Source organism: Colwellia sp. C1TZA3, from assembly GCF_007954265.1.
GTDB lineage: Bacteria > Pseudomonadota > Gammaproteobacteria > Enterobacterales > Alteromonadaceae > Cognaticolwellia.
Genome location: NZ_VOLS01000003.1, coordinates 81,929 through 100,665 on the forward strand (window position 1 = coordinate 81,929; position 18,737 = coordinate 100,665).

Below are 18,737 nucleotides of genomic sequence, written 5' to 3' on the forward strand. Positions count from 1 at the left end.
AAGTAGGAAATGTATGTCCGCTATATGATCATAGAATTGACCTTCATTTCATCAAATTTATTATGCCTTCAGAGCAAATTCAGTATTAAAGTAAATTGGGACATTTTCTCTCCTCACATTTTAACTATTATGAAATCAATAATTTTCCATAAAATTTGCTAGAGCATTAATGATCATGATGATGCAATTTTTTCAATATTTCACATTCACCAACAATATCATTTGAACAAGACTTTGCTAACGCATGTAAAGTTGATTCAAGCAATGATAACTCACTTATAGTTTTACGAACTTTTTCCAGTTGCTCTTCAATAAGTAAGTCTACTTCTCTGCATGATGATGTCCTGTCCACTTGTACTTGAATCAATATCTTTATCTGCTCAAGAGGAATCTGTAATTCTCGACATCGCCTAATAAAAATCAAACGTTCAACATCGGCTGGGCTGTACTTGCGATACCCATTGCTATTACGAGATGCTTTGGGAAGTAAACCAACTTCTTCATAATATCGAATGGTTTTACTAAGTACATTTGTTAATTTAGCTAGTTGATTTATTTTCATAACACTTGACCTTACTCCCACGGTAAGGTTTATGATGGCTCAACTACACAGTTAATTCAAGAATAAAATGAGCTTCTTATGTCAAATTAATGCGTCTTTATAACTAAAATACTTGTGGGTAGCTAATTTATTTTCTAAACACTTGACCTTCCCCCTACGGCAAGGTTTATGATGGCTCAATTAAACACAGATACAAGGATAAACGAGATTACTATGTCAAGTTGTTGCGGCGCAGAAGCAAAAAATGCTAAAGAAAGAAGACTACTATGGATTGTACTTATCCTTAACTTTAGTATGTTTGTCGTCGAATTCATTGCGGGTTGGTTAGCCAATTCCAGTGGTTTACTTGCAGACTCTCTTGATATGCTTGCCGATGCTGCGGTTTACTCACTCAGCTTGTATGCTGTTGGAAAAAGCTTACTTCATAAAGGCCGTGCAGCCCTAGCAAACGGATACCTACAATTATCTCTTGGTCTATTGGTTTTACTGGATGTCGCGAGACGAATATGGCTTGGTAGTGAGCCTCAATCTGACTTGATGTTTTCAATTGGCTTCATGGCCTTGATTATCAATATGATTTGTTTCGGTATCTTATATCAATTTAGACAGGGTGATGTGAACCTTAAAGCCAGTTGGATATGTTCTCGCAATGATATGCTAGCCAATATAGGTATATTGATTTCAGCATTTTTAGTTGGCCGATTAAACACAGCATGGCCAGATTGGGCTATTGGCAGTGTCATTGCTATCATCGTCATCCACTCTAGTATTGCTATAATTCGAGAAGCAAAAGAGTCGCTAAAAGAAAGTGAATCACAAAAAATAGCGGAAAGTAATGATTCAATTGCCTAACATATTTCGACCGAGTAAAGCATGGATACATCTCAAAATGGGATGCTACATAATGATTGCATTGATAACTCTGCAATCTACTTTTGCTATGGCTGACAGTTGCGACTTAAATATAAATAACGAACCACTTATTAAGCAACAGATGCAATTAAAATCTGTAGCTGCCGAATTCCTTTCTACAAGTGAATCTCCTTTTGAGCAAGAAATCAATCAAGATGAATGCTTGGATTGTAATGATAAATGTTGTCCTTGTTGTTCAAGTAGTATGTTTACCACGCTATCGGTAAAGACAAACATTATAACACCAGAGATATTCTCCAAGCGTATCGAATCAACAAAATTCGATACGCTTTATTATTCATTCAAGCGCCCCCCAAAAGCTTAATTTTACCTTCATTAACTCCGTGGTGGTTTACAAAACACTCTCAATATATATAAAAAATAGGATGTACAGATGCATTATTGTACTAATGTGCCTGCTAAAGGCACAAATAAGACTTGGTTATCTTTAAACTGGATGACCTGCTTTCAAATATTTACGCTCGGAATATGGGTAATTAGCCCTTTAGCACAAAGTATGGAAAAGCAGAGTATGGTTAAAGAAAAGACATTAACATTATCTTCTGCGATTAAACGAACGCTAAAAGATAACCCCTCCCTCAAAGTATTTAAATTTCGACAAGGCGCTCTTGAAGGTCAGTTAAAAAGCCAGGACTTAAGGCCTGCCTATGAAGTTGGCTTTGAAATGGAGAACTTTGCTGGCACGGGTGATATTGGCGTATTTAATCGTACCGAATTCACTCTCTCACTTTCTTCATTACTAGAAATGGGCGGTAAAAGAGAGGCTCGCGTTGGTGTCGTTAAAAGTCGCAGTTCACAACTTGTTGCGATGCGTAAAATTGAAGCGTTGAACTTACTCAGTGAAGTGACTCGTCGATATATAGATGTTCTTGCAGCACAAGAGCGAGTGTCATTAGCTCAAGAAGCAACATTACTGGCTGAAAACACCTTATTAGAAGTTGAAAAAAGGTCAAATGCGGGTGTTGCTCCCACAGCTGAAGTTAAACGAGCACTTGCCGCCTTAGGTAATTCAAGGTTAATCGCTTCATCTGAACAACAACAGTTTGACTATGCAAAAGTTGCATTAGCCATGATGTGGAAAGACACAACGCCATCATTTACTCAAGTCGATGGTAATTTGTTTCAGTTTTCCGCGGATATTGAATTTAAAAAGTTATATGCCAAGGTAGAGCAAAACCCTGAAATATTAATTTATGCTGCTGAAGAACGTTTACGAGATGCTCAACTTCGTTTGGCTCGTACTGAATCCAGTGCTGACATCAAGTGGTCAGTTGGCATTAAACAAATCCAAGAGGTTAATGATACTGCACTTACCGCAGGTTTTAGCATGCCGCTATTTTCTTCGAAGCGAAATACTGGTGCGATTATATCAGCACAAGCTAAGCGTGACGAAGTCACAGTAAAAAGAGAAGTTACAATGCTGGCTTTACATAATCAATTATATCGCGCTTATTCCAATAGGAAACAAGCTATTTTTACTGCTCAAAATCTAAAAGACAGTATTGTCCCTACATTAAAAGAAGCATTAATTGAGACTAAAACCGCCTACCAACGTGGTCGTTATAGCTATTTAGATTACTTGACTGCCAGGCAAGAGTTACTCTTTGCTCGTCGCGCCATGATTGAATCTGCGGCTATGGCTTTACGATACGGCACAGAAATAGAGCAACTGATAGCTGAGCCTTTACCTGCCTCTCAATATGGCTTGGCCTCACCAGTAAATTACAAATTTTAAGGATTTCACATGACAACAATTTTCATGAAAACTAAATATACAACATTATTTTTATTAATGGCGACGGCTCTAGGTAGTGCGGTGACTAGTAATAATGTAATCGCTGGCGACAATCACGATAAAACCGAGCAGCACATCGATAATCATGTTGAGGAAAAATCTCATGGTGATGAACATGGTGATGAGCATGGTGGAGAAGAGGGGCATGTTGAAATCACAGCTACTAACGCGATGCAGGCAGGTATAATCAATGCCACGGCGACTTCAGGTCAAATAAATCAAATGACAACAGTGTATGGGCGAACCATCATAAATCCAAATTCAATTAGTCAAGTGAGTGCTCGTTTTCCAGGTTTGATCACTAAGCTCACCGTTAATGTCGGCGACTTTGTTAAGGCTGGAGATAGCATTGTACAAGTAGAATCAAGTAATAGCTTAAAGCGTTATAATATTACCGCACCAATATCTGGCGTAATAACGCAACGCCTCGCGAACCCTGGTGAATTAGCAAATCAACAAACACTGTTAACATTAGAAAACTATGACCAATTGTGGGTTGAATATAAAATATTCCCCAGTCAACGACAAACAATTAAAACAGGTCAACAAGTTACTATTTCATCTTCTTTTGACAAAACACAATCAAATATTACCCATTTAATGGCCAATAAAGATCAGTCCTTTATAACAGCAAGAGTACCACTAGATAACCGCGATGGGTTATGGACACCAGGACAACTACTCACTGGTAGCATACTAACTAGCCAAATTGACGTCAGTTTACTTATCGATAATCGAGCCTTTCAAGAAATTGAGGGGAAGAATGTCATCTTTGTTACTAATAAAGGCGGCTATGAAACGCGTGAGCTAGAACTTGGTCAAAGTGATGGCCAATTTAGTCAAGTACTTTCAGGTCTAGAAGTTGGCGATGAATATGCGCTTATCAATAGTTATCTGCTAAAAGCAGATTTAGGAAAAGCTGGCGCTTCGCACGCACACTAAGGAGAAATACAATGATTGAATCAATTTTACGCTTCTCTATAGCCAGGCGCTGGCTGATGATGACTATGATTTTAGCACTCATGGGCCTAGGCTATTGGAGTTATCAAAAGCTGCCCATTGATGCGGTGCCAGACATCACCAATGTACAAGTACAAATAAATACCCGCGCACAGGGCTATTCCCCACTGGAAACCGAACAGCGCATTACTTTTCCTATTGAAACCGCGTTAACGGGTATTCCTAACTTGGCTTACACGCGTTCTATTTCGCGTTATGGCTTGTCACAAGTCACCGTAGTTTTTAATGAAGGTACCGACTTATATTTCGCTCGTAACCTTATTAATGCCAAATTAAGTGCCATTAAAAGTAAAGTTCCTGCGGGCTTAGAGCCACAAATGGGACCCATTACTACCGGCCTTGGTGAAATATTTATGTACAGCGTTAAGGCGTCACCTGGTGCACTAACGGCTGACGGCTTACCCCTTGATGCGACAAGCTTGCGAGAAATTCAAGATTGGATCATTAAACCACAATTGGCGCTTGTGCCCGGTGTTACCGAAATTAACACCATTGGTGGTTACGACAAGCAATACCATATAACGCCTTTACCGCAAAAAATGTTGGAATTTAACATCTCATTTAATGAGATAAATACTGCCTTAAGTACTAACAACAGCAACAGAGGCGCAGGCTATATTGAGCAAAATGGTCAGCAACTTACCGTTAGATCGCCAGGACAACTCGCGACAATTAGCGATATAGAGCAAGTAATTGTTAAAATGGTTAACAGCACGCCAATTAAAATTGCTGATATTGCTGAAGTGGCTATCGGTAAATCACTTCGTACTGGCGCGGCAACAAGCGAGGGTAAAGAAATCGTGCTAGGTAGCGCTATGATGCTAGTTGGCGAAAACTCTCGCGTGGTTGCCTTGGCTGTGGCTAAAAAGCTTGAGCAAATAAAGTTATCATTACCTGAAGGCGTTATTGTTGAGTCGGTATATGACCGTACCACCTTGGTTGATAAAGCCATGTACACAGTACAAAAAAACTTAGTTGAAGGTGCCTTGTTAGTTATTGTGGTGCTATTCCTCTTATTAGGTAATGTGCGTGCTGCTTTAATTACCGCCGCCGTTATTCCTCTAGCGATGTTAGCGACAATTACCGGTATGGTGAAAACGGGTGTTTCAGCCAACTTAATGAGCCTTGGTGCCCTCGATTTTGGTTTAATTGTTGATGGCGCAGTGATTATTGTTGAGAACTCTATTAGGCGATTAAGCGATGCCCAAAAAGCTCATGGGGGTATTCTCACGCGAAAAGATCGTTTAGAAGTGGTTTATTCAGCGACCAATGAAGTGATCAGACCAAGCCTGTTTGGCGTATTTATTATTACCATTGTTTATATTCCGTTATTTAGCTTAACAGGGGTTGAAGGCAAAATGTTCCACCCAATGGCGGCTACCGTGGTAATGGCATTAATTGCCGCACTTATTTTATCATTAACGCTAGTGCCAGCCGCGGTTGCCTTATTTATGAATGGCAAAATCAGTGAAAAAGAAAGTCCAGTGATCAGCGCCGCTAAAGCTGTTTATAAGCCACTATTAATTATCGCGATGAAGCTACGTTGGATAATTTTACTGGCCTGCGCAGCGTTAGTCGCTTTTTCAATTTGGTTAGCTACAACCCTTGGCTCAGAATTTATTCCTCAACTAAATGAGGAAGATTTACTACTGCAAGCGATCCGCATTCCAGGCACTAGTTTAAGCCAATCTATTGAAATGCAAAAAGCGTTGGAATTAAAAATACAGCAATTCCCACAAGTTAAAAATGTATTCTCTCGAATTGGCACGCCAGAAGTGGCTAACGACCCGATGCCACCAAATATTGCCGACACTTATGTAATGCTAATACCCCGCAGTGAATGGCCAGAGCCAACCCTGAGTCATGGCGAATTAGCGGCACAAATTGTAGAAGCTGTATCAGGTCAACCGGGTAACAATTTTGAATTAACCCAACCGATTGAAATGCGCTTCAACGAGCTAATTTCTGGTGTTAGAGCTGATTTAGGCATTAAAGTGATTGGTGATGATTTAGATCAGTTACTAACATCTGCCAATGCTATTCGAGAAGTGATTGAAAAAATTGATGGCGCTAGCGATATTCAAGTTGAGCAAGTGACCGGCTTACCTATGTTGTCAATAATACCTAAACGCCTTGAACTCGCGCGTTATGGTCTTAATGTTTCACAACTTCAAGATACCCTAGCAACCGCAATTGGCGGTAAAAATGCAGGGGTTATTTATGAAGGCGATCGTCGTTTTAACATCGTCATCAGACTACCTGAAAACGTTAGACGCAATGTTAACAAACTTAGTGAGCTGCCGATTGCTTTGCCTAATGGTCAATATGTGCCTTTGTCTGAGGTTGCCGAGCTTAAATTAGCGCCAGCGCCTAATCAAATCAGCCGAGAAAATGGTAAACGACGTGTAGTGGTAACTGCCAATGTACGTGGCACCGATTTAGGTTCGTTTGTTAAGAATGTTAAACAGAAAATTCAGCAAAAAGTGGCTATTCCAGCAGGTTATTGGCTTGAATATGGCGGTGCTTTTGAACAACTAGAATCGGCGAGTAAGCGACTTACCATCGTTGTACCTTTAACTTTAGCACTAATTTTAGGGCTACTGGTCATGGCGTTTGGTAACTTAAAGGACGCCTTAATTATATTCTCAGGTATCCCACTAGCGCTTACTGGTGGTGTAATCGCTTTGTGGCTTCGCGGTATGCCGTTATCAATTTCCGCAGGGGTCGGTTTTATTGCACTATCGGGTGTTGCAGTACTCAATGGCTTAGTGATGCTCGCTTTTATTCGTGATTTATGCCAAGAGCGCGGCGAACTTCTTTCTGGCATTATTGATGGTGCTATGATCAGGCTAAGACCCGTGTTGATGACCGCTTTAGTGGCTGGACTGGGTTTTGTACCTATGGCACTTAATATGGGTACAGGTGCAGAAGTGCAACGACCGCTTGCCACAGTCGTTATTGGCGGGATAATTTCTTCGACCCTGCTCACTTTATTAGTCTTACCAATACTCTATCGTATTACCCACCAATCCGATTTTAAGAAGACTTAACTAAAAAAAGCAGTAACCGATTGAATACAGGTTACTGCTTATTTATTGAGGTTATATGAAAAATATAAATTCTACAGTTAGCATTCCCTCTTCCTGGCTATTAGTCTTTAGCTGTTGGGTCATTGCTACAACAGCTACTCTTACTAGCTTATTTTTTAGTGAGATAGTCCAATTACCGGTATGTGTTTTATGCTGGTATCAACGCATTGCAATGTATCCTTTGGTACTTATGCTACCGCTAGCGTTATTTCCTTTTGATGCAAAAATAATTCGTTACGCTGGAGTATTGACCTTTTTTGGCGGTCTTATTGCATTGTTCCATGTGCTACTTGTCGCTGGGTATATTCCCGAAAGCGCACAACCTTGTGTCGCCGACATTCCCTGCTCACAGACCCACTTAAATCTTTTTGGTTGGCTTAACATGCCAATGATGTCTTTATTTACATTTGCTCTTATTGGCAAGTTACTTTTTTATGCAAACACTAAAACTAAACGAGGCTGCCTTGAATAAAAAAATCCTATTCCTTAGTACTACTGTTGTACTTTCACTAATTTTCTTTGCTGCAATTTCGTTATTCCAAACACAACAGGTGAGTAAAGGAAATGAACTAGTAAATAATAACCTAAGTGCTTTAACCCGTATTGGAGCACCAACGAAAGGTGCAGCTGATGCGAAGGTGACTATTGTAGAGTTTTTTGATCCAGCTTGTGAAACCTGTGCTAAATTCTATCCTCTAGTAAATAATATAATCAAAAAATACCAGGGTAAAGTAAAAGTGGAGATGCGTTATACACCATTTCATCAAGGCTCAGAGCAAGTAGTAAAGTTACTCGAAGCGGCTCACTTACAAGGAAAGTTTTGGCCTGCATTAGAAATTTTGTTTGCCAAGCAGAGTTTCTGGACATATAACCATGTGGCAAAATCAAGTCAAGCACTACAGTTACTATCACCTTTACCTTTGAATCAGCAGCAGTTGAAAATTGATATGGAAAGTAAGCAAATTAAAAATATTGTTTCCCGAGATATTACAGATGCCAAATCATTAGAGGTACGGGCAACGCCACAGTTTTTTATAAATGGTAAGCCATTAGCTAACTTTGGCTATAAACAATTAGTTCAATCCGTTGAGAGAGCTATAGCACTAGCTTATTAAAATTCATACCTATGAACTGGGCTTAAGTCGATTTTACAGGCGGATGAATGATTCGCTCATTTTAACAATCTGTTAGTTATCTGCTTTTTAATAAATCGACGATTGAACCGATAATAGAATTCATCTAAGTATTTGGCAGTGTTGAACGATATTCTCCACGAGTATCTACGCAACGTTATGGTTATCAAATATGATAAACATAACGTTCTCGTTATCATATTTGATAACCGGTTGTGACATAGCTAATTTGGACACACGTTAAGAGATATCAATAAAAACAAGCTATGGCGTTATGTGCCCCTTAACGAGTTAGAGCTAACCGTCACTTCTACCAAAGTGACCATAAAACCTATGGCGTTATGTGCCCCTTAGCGTCATAGGAGTACGAAATTTATGTCAGCTTTATGATCATAAAGCTGACCCTGGTTACATCTAATTATTTATGCCACCAACAACAGATTAAGTATTAAAATATAATTTTATTACGGTCAGCTATCGTATCAAAGTGATCGGTAGCAAAGTGGAAATTTGTACTTTGCTATTTATCTTAAGTGCCAAAAGTTAGCGTTCTGAGATGAAACTCGACAGGCCGCTTTGAGCTTGAAGCGGACTATAGGAATAACGAATTACCAGCTTCCGCTTCGCGCACAAAGTGATCATTATTATTGGTGGTAAACCTAATGTTATTCAGTGGCAGCAGTAAATGTTATTAAGTGACCGTGTTAGGTGATAATAACCGGCAGTTCTAATGCAATTGGGTGGCATAACTGATGTAATTATCCACTCTCTTACCAACAAGTCGATTAAACCTATAAAGACAGCGCTATTTTGCTATCTACTTACTCGCTCGCTTCCCTAACTCTACGCCTGATTGACCGCATCAAGTCTATTTTAATTGATATTCTAAAATAGCTAGATAAAATTTTATTTTTGTTAGCTTAATAAATAACGATAAATGCATAAACAAATATCTCAGATAAACTGACTTCACAGATAAAATTAGTTACCCTTGACTACTCTCATTGAGTTTTATTTTAGTAATTTTCAAGTCAGCGTATACTGCCATATAGCTGACTTATTTTTGGAGGTTTTTTGCAACTTATTAAGTCGCTATTTTGCTGGCACGGTTTTGATAACCGACAACGTTTTATCTTTATTAGTCTGACATGCTTTCTTGCTTTTATCATGCTAAATGAAAGCTTGAGTGATTATAAATTAAGCGCCATTGTTATACTGTCATTATGTTCATCAATATATTTAGCGGCCACTCAGCGTCGACTCAGTGATGCGCATTTGCATAACAGTTGGCTTCTAGCGCCTGCTGGTAGTTTTTTAGTGACAGGTTTTTTTATTGTTTTTACTGGCCACAACAGCAGCTATTGGTTGCTGTTAATACCTATACTGATGATGGTAGTACTTTTAACTTATCCAAGCAAAAGTCAAAGGCACTATATACTTGGCTATAGTGGCCCAGTTAATTTATCTGACTTTCAACCAGTAATAAAAACTCATTCACGCAACAACCAACGTATTGAACCTACCATGAATAGTGTCAATATCAATCAACCTTCAATTCATAAAAGTGACTACATACCACCTGCAGACAACAATGAAAATACCTTTTCAACAACCCATGCAAGTCCCTCCAGTGATAGTACGCAACATAAGATCGAACTTGCTGAATCAATTCGCTTAGCGCTTTTTAGCAAAAAAAATAGCCGACTTATTATAGCGTTTATTAGTTTTTTATTAGTGCTAGCATTCATCATATCAGTGCTATTTACAAAGCCAACGCCGGCTGAAAACCCTGTAAAACAAACAAGTAAAATTGCCAAGATAACAGGAAAATTTCAACATCAAATAACACTGCCAGACAACTTCTCCGTTATGCTCGCAGCTAATAACGCTATTGTTATTCAGTGGCAAGCTAACGCTAAAGATAATCCTAGTGTTTGGGCTCTAGGCACAGCTAAAGGCGATACAAGTTGTAATAACATCGCGTTTACTAAAGAAGATGTCATTAGAACTTATAGTGTTAGCACAATAGATAACAAGTATTATGCCTATTTCTCACCGTTAGACACCAAAGTGTTAATCAAAAATATCGCTTTTAAAAACAATTTTTCACTCTGTGGCTACAGCTTTTCATTAAAAGGCAGTCAAGCCAAGTTAGGAAAGTCACTTTTTTATAACAATTTAATTGAATATTAATTTGATCTGACGAAAAATGGTAAAACGACCTTGGATCGATGTATGAGTCATTTAAAAGATGTTTAAATGACTCTTTAATTAAACAGGTAATTATACCAAGTTGATTAATTACCTGCTCATTTTTAATGGTTAAAGTGAATAACTACAGCGTTATAAAATTTATAAGTAGAATAACTACTTACTAAAATTTATGCCTTGTATTTATCCATTTTTCCTCATGAAAAAGGTGATCACTTAATTAATGAAATTGGTATTATAAAAGATTTAGATAGGTTTATTAATTTCTTTAGCTGCGATTAAGGCATATTTATTTAAGATAATAATTTCACTGCATTGATACACAATATCAATTATCTACTTTTTCCTTGATGCTAATCTACTTAGTTTTTCAAGTGATGATCGCGACACTAGATCTGATTAACCACAATCCATATTTGGCTGGTAATAGTGAAAACAGCTTGTTGAGCAATCGCTAATGATGTCGATTAAAAATAAGGTAAACAGTAGATATAGGTGACTTTAACAGGAGGATTTTTAATCGGTTGGCTTAAAATTAGATGGGCACTAATACTTTAAGTAAAATTTAGACAAAAAAAAGCGGTTCAATGAACCGCATTTCTATAACTAGCTTATATGCATCCTGCATAAATATATAATGTTCCCTCTTCATCCGTAAAGAGCTATCCTTAGCCTTTCCTAGCAAACCTTTTGCTGTCCATATTGTCCTTAATAATAACTATCCTAGTTACATCAATTGTCTATACTCATCTTCCTGATGATTATTCCATGACAAATATTCATTCTATCCTTGCGAGACATCCTATCTCTTTGCTAATCTAAGCATCCTATTAGTATACCTTTACCGTTATTTGCAATCCCTTTGTCTTCCTGACAGGTATAATAGTAGACTAAATGCTAACTTTTCAAAGTAGGTAATTTTAAAAAAACATCAAATAATAAATTACAGATGAATATAAATAAAAATAAAACAACTAAAACAACCACTTAAAAAATAACTCTCCATTCACATGCATACCAAAAGTATTATATCTCACAGTAATGTGAGACATGTCTTACACAGTATTGGCATATTCAGGCGGTCAAAAAAAAAGCTATTAGTGTTGTCTAGTATTGCCCCACTGCCACTTTAAGCTGCCAACTTGAGTAAGCTAAGAAAGGGGTAGCTACTGGGTATCAATTAAGACGGTACAATGAGTAATTAAAGTAGAGCGAAGTCGGCTACGAGGGTCAATAATGGTTATTCTCGACAACTGCCCGTGCGTTGTATTAATAACCCAAATTTATGCGAAAACATCTCTGTGAGAGTCTCTATCTCAGAGTAATGTTGGAATGGATAGCACAAAAGATGCACTTTATCGGCTTACTCGTAAGACACTCAGTTAGAAGTGAAGCGAGTCTATAACAAAAACCCTACTAGACATTGTATGAGAAAACCTTTCAGTTATTTAAGTGCTTACGTCGCTATAATACCAAGTTGATTAATTACCTGCTCATTTTTAATGGTTAAAATGAATAACTACAGCGTTATAAAATTTATAAGGTGAATAACTACAGCGTTATAAAATTTATAAGGTGAATAACTACTGACTAAATTTTATGCCTTGTATTTATCCATTTTTCCTCATGAAAAAGGTGATCACTTAATTAATAAAATTGGTATAACATCACAGCCAATAGCTAAAGCTAAATGCCAGTCTCTCATAATCAATGCTTTATAAAACTATAATTCTTGCAGCGAATAATTTATTTATCTAGCTAAAGTAAAGCTTTTTGGTCGTGCCAATTTACTTATATAATAGGGTAGTTAAATTACTCATCATTAACTTTCTGCTGCTTCTCGATAGTAAACCATCAAAGAACCAGAGACATTACCCACAGCCACTTCTTTGATGAACTGATAGTTTACATTTTTAAAAAATGCTTTATATTTCTTACTAGTAGCATAAACGGCAACACCTTCACTATCTTTATGCTCTGCTAAAATAGTATTTACCGCCGCCATTAAATAATGACCAAAGCCATGATGTTGATGTAATGGGTGTATCGCAATAAAAGACAACATGTGAAATTTTTTCAATGGCACTGTCGCTAAAACAATTTTTTCTTTTTCAATCATTTGTTTGGTACTGAAATAACCTGCGCCAAGCAGCATTTTTAAACGCCAATGCCAAAACCTCTCAGATGACACGCCTTCTTCCGGGTTATTTAAGCAGGCAACACCCACCATTGTTTCACCTAAATACAAACCGATCATTGGCTGCTTTGCTTGCCAAAAAACATTCAATTCTTCACGTATCGCTGCCCGTAAGCGTTGTTCATAATCGCTTTTATCAGCAGCAAATATTTCAAGAAACACCGGATCGTCATGATACGCTTGGTATAATAATGATGCGGCTAATTTTAAATCTTCAGCCGAAAGGTATGCAGCTTTTATCTCGACATTGGTTTTTTCAATGACTTCTGGTGACATCTAGAGTCCCTCATAAATAGTACGATTTTCATTGTTTTTTATTCCTCAACCATATCAGGATATTAGAAATAAGGTCAAACTTTATTACTAGACACAAGCGACAAACCGCGCTATTTTCGCTAATAATCGCTTTATTACTACGAAATAACATAACCTTGTCAGTTTAAATACTTTTTTAATATTATTCTAATTAAACTAAACAATGACGATAACCTAAGACCAATAATGCACCGAACAACAACCAACTACTGCTTCCTCCGTGTTCATTGTGGTATTCAACCGCTATATATTCAGCATCATAGTCGCTACTTTCTAATGGTAGTGCATAAAGCGCATTGGTATCGTTTGCACTGTAAGTTGCCACTATCTCACTAAAGCCCACTTCATATAAGTCGATTAACACATCATAATAATCTGCTACATAACCTGAATCTAGCTGGGTAACCACTTCAAATTCATCTTCAGTGTCTTCACCCGTAATAACAAAGTCATCACTAGAAAAGTACAAAACCCAAGGACCACCATTTTGGCTCAGGTATAAATCAGCATAAACGACCGCTTGTTCATTAGCTACTGGCGATAATATATCAGCATCGAACGTTACGCCAAAGTTCTGATAATAGCCGTCTTCATCAATATCCAAAATAAGTTCACTGTCACCACTGTAAATTAAAAAACTATGATACGAACCAGCATCATATTCAACATCTTGATCCAGTAACGAAGTGGGTAAAAATGCTGTTATTTTTTGCTGACGGGCATAGCTTACCTCAGCTCGACTCATGCCTTTAAATGCTAAGGTTCTCTGGGAAACCTTGATTTGCTCTTTCAATTTAAGGCTACTCTTTTCACGCTCGACTAAATTATTTTTTAGTCCGCCAACAGAGCTATTTACCTGCTCAACTTGTGTTAGCGTTTGTGCAAAAGATAGTTGACTTACTAACAACAAGGTCGTTGTTAAATTGACTGTATATTTTTGATTAAACCGTTTGTTAAGCCATTTATAAAGAATTTTATTAAACATAATGATAGCCTCGATAAAGTATGGCTGTCATTTAACCTGAGTTATTCTGAACCCTAGCTGAACACCGTTTGTTTGACTTTTAAATATTACCGTCATTAAGCACCAGGATTGTCGCCTAATAAACAGTTAGCTTATATTCAGAAAGCATCCAGTTTAGTTATTTTAAAATAACGCTTACTTGGATTCTATCAAGCATTATTTTACACTGTTTGATATTCTCGTTTTAATAAGGTCGTTTTAATAAGGTGCCACAATGAAAAAACAATTGTTTACGTTAAGCGTAATAACGTCACTAATAGTAGCGCCAGTGTTTGCTGCAATTGAGGCTACGCCTAATAGCTTAATGATTGTAAAGGCTAAATATGGTCAATCTAATCATGCTAAATCACTTAGTGCTCAAGAAGCGGCCCGTATTGTCCAAAATAAATTTGGTGGTAAAATATTAAAAATTAACAACAGTGGTTCTAAAAAAAATCCAAGCTACCGGGTAAAATTACTTAAAGACAACGGTCATGTAATTTCAGTTAACGTTGACGCCTATTCAGGCCGTGTATCAGGAAACTAATTAATGCGAATCTTGCTCATCGAAGACGACAAAAATCTGCAGCAACATGTGAAAGATCATTTAATCACAGCAAAATACAGTGTTGATGTAGCAAGCGATGGCGAGCATGGCTTATTTCAAGGCCAAGAATTTCCATACGATGCGGCTATTATTGATTTAGGCCTACCAAAACTTAACGGCGTAAGCGTTGTTAAATCTTTACGTGAACAAGGCTTTACCTTTCCTATATTAATACTCACAGCGCGTGGTAGTTGGCAAGATAAAGTCTCCGGACTAGACGCTGGCGCGGATGATTATTTAACTAAACCTTTTCATATTGAAGAGTTATTAGCACGATTAAATGCCTTAATTCGACGCAGTGCTGGACAAGCGAGTCCGTTAATAGAAAATGGCCCCTTTGCGATAAATACCGCAAGTATGCAAGTAAGCGTTAATCAACAAGTTATTTCGCTTAGTAGTTATGAATACAAATTATTTGCCTACTTGATGTATCACTTAGGTGAAGTAAAATCAAAAACACAGCTCACTGAACATATTTATGATCAAGACTTTGACTTGGACTCAAACGTTATAGAAGTCTTTATCCGCCGATTACGAAAGAAACTTGACCCTGAAAATCAATACCAATTTATTGAAACTTTACGTGGCCAAGGCTACTTATTAAAAGACTTAACTAAGCGCTGATTAATCAAAAAAACTTAACCATAGTCTTGCTGCTTTACTTTAAAAAAGGTAAATTTAGTTGTTAAATTCGCTGAAAAAGTCACTAAGATCATTAAAAACTAGAGTGCTGCTTAGTGCCTTGTTGATGATTTTTATCTTATTACCCATCGTTGGGTTAATTATCAGCAATGCCTATGAAAAACATATGCTTGCTAGTTTGAAAAACGAACTTTCTGCCTACTCTTACTCTATTTTAGCTATTATCGAAATTGAAAATAGCACCTTAGTTATGCCAGAACAGCTCCTGGAAACACAATTTAATGTTAGCCAGTCAGGCTTATATGCTGTGCTCAGTAGTAGCTTCCCAACAATGCAAAACAATAGCGTAAATAAACGGCCAACCTTATCAAACAAGCTTTGGAGCTCACAGTCATTATTGTCGCCATGGCAGACAGAAAGATTTCAACAACCCCACTTAGGAGATAGTGCATTTTATCAAGCAGAGATAGCAACACAGCCACACTTTGTCTATAGCTTAAGTGTCAGTTATGGCAGTGAACAACAACCCTTTCCCATGACCTTACATATTATTAAGCAACAAAAAGACTTAACTCAAATGATGGCTGAGTTTCATCGCCAGTTAATGCTCGGATTAGCCGGTTTAATGCTAATACTATTACTGATTCAATATCTTTGGTCGTTATGGACATTAAAGCCTTTGAAAACCTTACAAACAGAGCTTAGTGATGTCGAACAAGGTAAAAGTGATCGTCTTACCGGCGTTTATCCAACCGAGCTAAATCAAGTAACTGAGCAATTGAATTTATTATTAAATGCTGAACAAAAACAGCGCCAACGTTATCGAAATGCACTGTCAGATTTGGCTCATAGTTTAAAAACACCCCTTGCTGTTATACAGACTCAAGCCGCGCTATCACTACTGACTCAAGAACAGCTCAGTATTATTAACGCCATTATTGAGCATCAGTTGCGCAAGGCACAAAGCGCAGGGCAATCCTCCTGGTACTTAGGTACAGCGGTAGCACCAATAGCGAAAAAGCTACTGAACAGTCTAGAAAAAATATATCGCGATAAATCACTATTATTTGTGGTCCATATTACCGATGAATGCAACTTCAAAGGTGATGAAGCCGACCTATTAGAAATACTAGGTAACTTATTAGATAACGCCTGCAAAGCTGCTAAGCAAGAAATTCAGCTTGAGATCAGTCATAGTAGTAAAAACATGATGATCGTTATTGAAGATGATGGTGCTGGCATCGCGCCCGATTTAAAAGAAGAGATATTACAACGTGGTACTCGGGTAGATACTTATCAACAGGGTCATGGTATTGGCTTAGCCATAGTGCGAGATTTAGTCAATAGTTACCAAGGTAGCATGCTCATTGAATCGTCAGTGCGACTAAAAGGGGCAAAGTTTACGCTTAATTTCCCGCTATAAAATTTAACTAGCCCGATAAGCGCACTATTCAGCTAACATTCAGTTTACAGCGGTTAATATTGCCAGCATAACTTAAAAAGTCACCTTAGCTGCTACACTAAGCTATTTACATTGGCGACTTTTCAATCATCTGCATTAAAGAGTGCTAACATGAAAACAATTAAATTTAAAAAATCACTGATTTATTTAATACTATCTTTATCAAGCGCCTTGGTGTTTTCAACTGTTGGTTTTGCCGCCAACAACACCCATGTAACTCTTTATGAGCCAAACATTGAAGCCAACTTAACAGAGCAAGCCAGTAATTTCACTGATGCTGAGTTGGAACAAATGCTAGCGCCCATCGCATTATATCCAGACGCATTACTTAGCCACATTCTTATTGCCACAACCTATCCAATTGAGGTTATTGACGCCGAGCGATGGTTAAATAAAAATAGCCTACTAAGTACTCAAGCACTTGCTGATGCCGCAGAAGACAAAGATTGGGATCCCAGCGTTAAAGCCCTATTACCTTTTCCAAACATAGTTAAAAAATTAAGTGAAGATCTACATTTGATGCGAAATTTAGGTGATGCTTTTTTGCAAAATGAAGCTCAGCTGCTCGCCAGCGTACAAAGGTTGCGTCAACAAGCAGATCAAGCGGGAAACTTGGCAAATATGGACAACGTCAATGTTGTTCGAAAACCCCAAACAATAATCATAGAGTCAAGACAGCCTGATATTATTTATGTGCCTTATTACGATACTCGAGTCGTTTATGGCGATTGGCGCTGGTCGCATTATCCGCCCATTTTTTGGCACCGCCCTATGCACTATGCTTCGCAGTATGGCCCCTATTATTGGCATAACCCTGTCCACCTAACTGTTGGACTATTCTTTGGTTCCATGCACTGGAACAATCACCATGTGGTTGTTAATCATCACAAGTCTCGATATTACAAACACCATAGTAATAAAAAAACGTCTACCAGTTATCAGGTAAAACGCTGGCAGCATAACCCTCGCCATAGAAAAGGCGTAGCGTATCGCACAGCCAACATACAGAAAAAGTATCGCAGTCACACACCTAGTGTTCAACAACATAAGGCTTTGCGTGTAAAACAAAAGCATTTTGTTAATAAAAATAAACACCGTGCTGAACATGCTGGTAATAAATATACCCACAGTAGAAGTAAAGGCCAAAGTCAAAGTCAAAGTCAAAACCTGAAACATAAACTGCAGGTTAATCGAGCGGTAAAAATTGACAAACATCCACTTGAAAAAAATTCATTAATTAAGCATAAAGCCTATAAAAATAAACATTGGCAACAAAGTAATAGCAGTAAAAAAACTTATAACGATAAAGTTAAAACAACTAAGTCGATTAATTCAGCGGCTAAGCTACATGCAAATATGAATAAAAATAGCCATGATCGGGTTAAAAATAATATAAAAAAAGACAATTATAAGCAAAGTAATCAAGTAATAACTAATAGAGGTCATACTAAAAGAAGTTATGTTAAAGCGGTAAAAGCGCCGAAAAGAAATGACCAGCACAACCAAGCTTCAACAAATGTAAAAAGAATGCATAAGCGTTCAAATGCTAAGGTAACCCGCAGCCGAAAAAACAGTGCGAGTAGAACACGTCAAAACAGAGCAAAGCAGCATAACTAATTTATATCAGCGGGTAGTTAATAACATAGTTATACCAGTTCCATTAAGTTTGTGATCTTGTTGTGCGCAGGAAAAATAACTCAAGGTAAGGCGCTCGATTGAGCAATAGCTGGCTATTGGGATTGAGAGCAACACAGCCTTGAGCTATTTT

The 18,737-nt window shown here is 37.7% G+C and carries 15 protein-coding genes; 12 read left to right on the forward strand and 3 right to left on the reverse strand.

The window, feature by feature from the left end; translation table 11 throughout:
• Positions 1–166: 166 nt before the first annotated feature.
• Entirely contained in the window at positions 167–562 is a 396-nt protein-coding gene (locus tag ESZ39_RS01855) for a MerR family transcriptional regulator (protein WP_146878095.1), read from the reverse strand.
• A gap of 213 nt (positions 563–775) precedes the next feature.
• Here ESZ39_RS01855 and ESZ39_RS01860 point away from each other — a divergent pair, with 213 nt between their 5' ends.
• From ESZ39_RS01860 to ESZ39_RS01900, 8 genes are all read left to right on the forward strand, one after another.
• Entirely contained in the window at positions 776–1,414 is a 639-nt protein-coding gene (locus ESZ39_RS01860; RefSeq protein ID WP_146878096.1) for a cation transporter, read from the forward strand.
• A 52-nt stretch (positions 1,415–1,466) separates the two neighbouring features.
• Positions 1,467–1,799 (forward strand): hypothetical protein, encoded by a 333-nt coding sequence (locus tag ESZ39_RS01865; protein WP_146878097.1) that lies wholly within the window; start codon positions 1,467–1,469, stop codon positions 1,797–1,799.
• 69 nt (positions 1,800–1,868) lie between these two features.
• Complete coding sequence (locus ESZ39_RS01870) at positions 1,869–3,230, forward strand: TolC family protein (RefSeq protein ID WP_223270198.1); 1,362 nt, start codon at positions 1,869–1,871, stop codon at positions 3,228–3,230.
• Between the two features lie 9 nt (positions 3,231–3,239).
• Positions 3,240–4,232: an efflux RND transporter periplasmic adaptor subunit gene (locus tag ESZ39_RS01875; RefSeq protein WP_146878098.1), complete on the forward strand. Its 993-nt coding sequence runs from the start codon at positions 3,240–3,242 to the stop codon at positions 4,230–4,232.
• A gap of 11 nt (positions 4,233–4,243) precedes the next feature.
• Positions 4,244–7,360, forward strand: a complete 3,117-nt coding sequence (locus tag ESZ39_RS01880; protein ID WP_146878099.1) for an efflux RND transporter permease subunit — start codon at positions 4,244–4,246, stop codon at positions 7,358–7,360.
• A gap of 55 nt (positions 7,361–7,415) precedes the next feature.
• Complete coding sequence (locus ESZ39_RS01885) at positions 7,416–7,871, forward strand: disulfide bond formation protein B (protein WP_146878100.1); 456 nt, start codon at positions 7,416–7,418, stop codon at positions 7,869–7,871.
• Positions 7,834–8,514, forward strand: a complete 681-nt coding sequence (locus ESZ39_RS01890) for a DsbA family protein (RefSeq protein WP_223270199.1) — start codon at positions 7,834–7,836, stop codon at positions 8,512–8,514. The genes ESZ39_RS01885 and ESZ39_RS01890 overlap by 38 nt, the downstream gene beginning before the upstream one ends.
• A 1,092-nt stretch (positions 8,515–9,606) precedes the next feature.
• The gene (locus tag ESZ39_RS01900; protein ID WP_146878101.1) at positions 9,607–10,725 is read left to right on the forward strand and encodes a hypothetical protein; all 1,119 of its coding nucleotides are present in this window, start codon (positions 9,607–9,609) and stop codon (positions 10,723–10,725) included.
• Positions 10,726–12,565: 1,840 nt separating this feature from the next.
• Here ESZ39_RS01900 and ESZ39_RS01905 read toward each other — a convergent pair.
• On the reverse strand, positions 12,566–13,216 hold the full coding sequence (locus tag ESZ39_RS01905) for a GNAT family N-acetyltransferase (RefSeq protein WP_146878102.1): 651 nt from the start codon (positions 13,214–13,216) through the stop codon (positions 12,566–12,568).
• Between the two features lie 190 nt (positions 13,217–13,406).
• Positions 13,407–14,240, reverse strand: a complete 834-nt coding sequence (locus tag ESZ39_RS01910; protein ID WP_146878103.1) for a choice-of-anchor H family protein — start codon at positions 14,238–14,240, stop codon at positions 13,407–13,409.
• Positions 14,241–14,493: 253 nt separating this feature from the next.
• Here ESZ39_RS01910 and ESZ39_RS01915 point away from each other — a divergent pair, with 253 nt between their 5' ends.
• The 4 genes from ESZ39_RS01915 (at position 14,494) to ESZ39_RS01930 (ending at position 18,586) form a co-directional block, all read left to right on the forward strand.
• A complete protein-coding gene (locus ESZ39_RS01915) occupies positions 14,494–14,805 on the forward strand; it encodes a PepSY domain-containing protein (RefSeq protein WP_146878104.1) in 312 nt (103 codons plus the stop codon).
• A gap of 3 nt (positions 14,806–14,808) precedes the next feature.
• A complete protein-coding gene (locus tag ESZ39_RS01920; RefSeq protein ID WP_146878105.1) occupies positions 14,809–15,489 on the forward strand; it encodes a response regulator transcription factor in 681 nt (226 codons plus the stop codon).
• A 124-nt stretch (positions 15,490–15,613) separates the two neighbouring features.
• Positions 15,614–16,930: an ATP-binding protein gene (locus ESZ39_RS01925; RefSeq protein ID WP_146878106.1), complete on the forward strand. Its 1,317-nt coding sequence runs from the start codon at positions 15,614–15,616 to the stop codon at positions 16,928–16,930.
• A 150-nt stretch (positions 16,931–17,080) separates the two neighbouring features.
• Positions 17,081–18,586: a DUF3300 domain-containing protein gene (locus tag ESZ39_RS01930; RefSeq protein ID WP_146878107.1), complete on the forward strand. Its 1,506-nt coding sequence runs from the start codon at positions 17,081–17,083 to the stop codon at positions 18,584–18,586.
• Positions 18,587–18,737 lie beyond the last annotated feature (151 nt).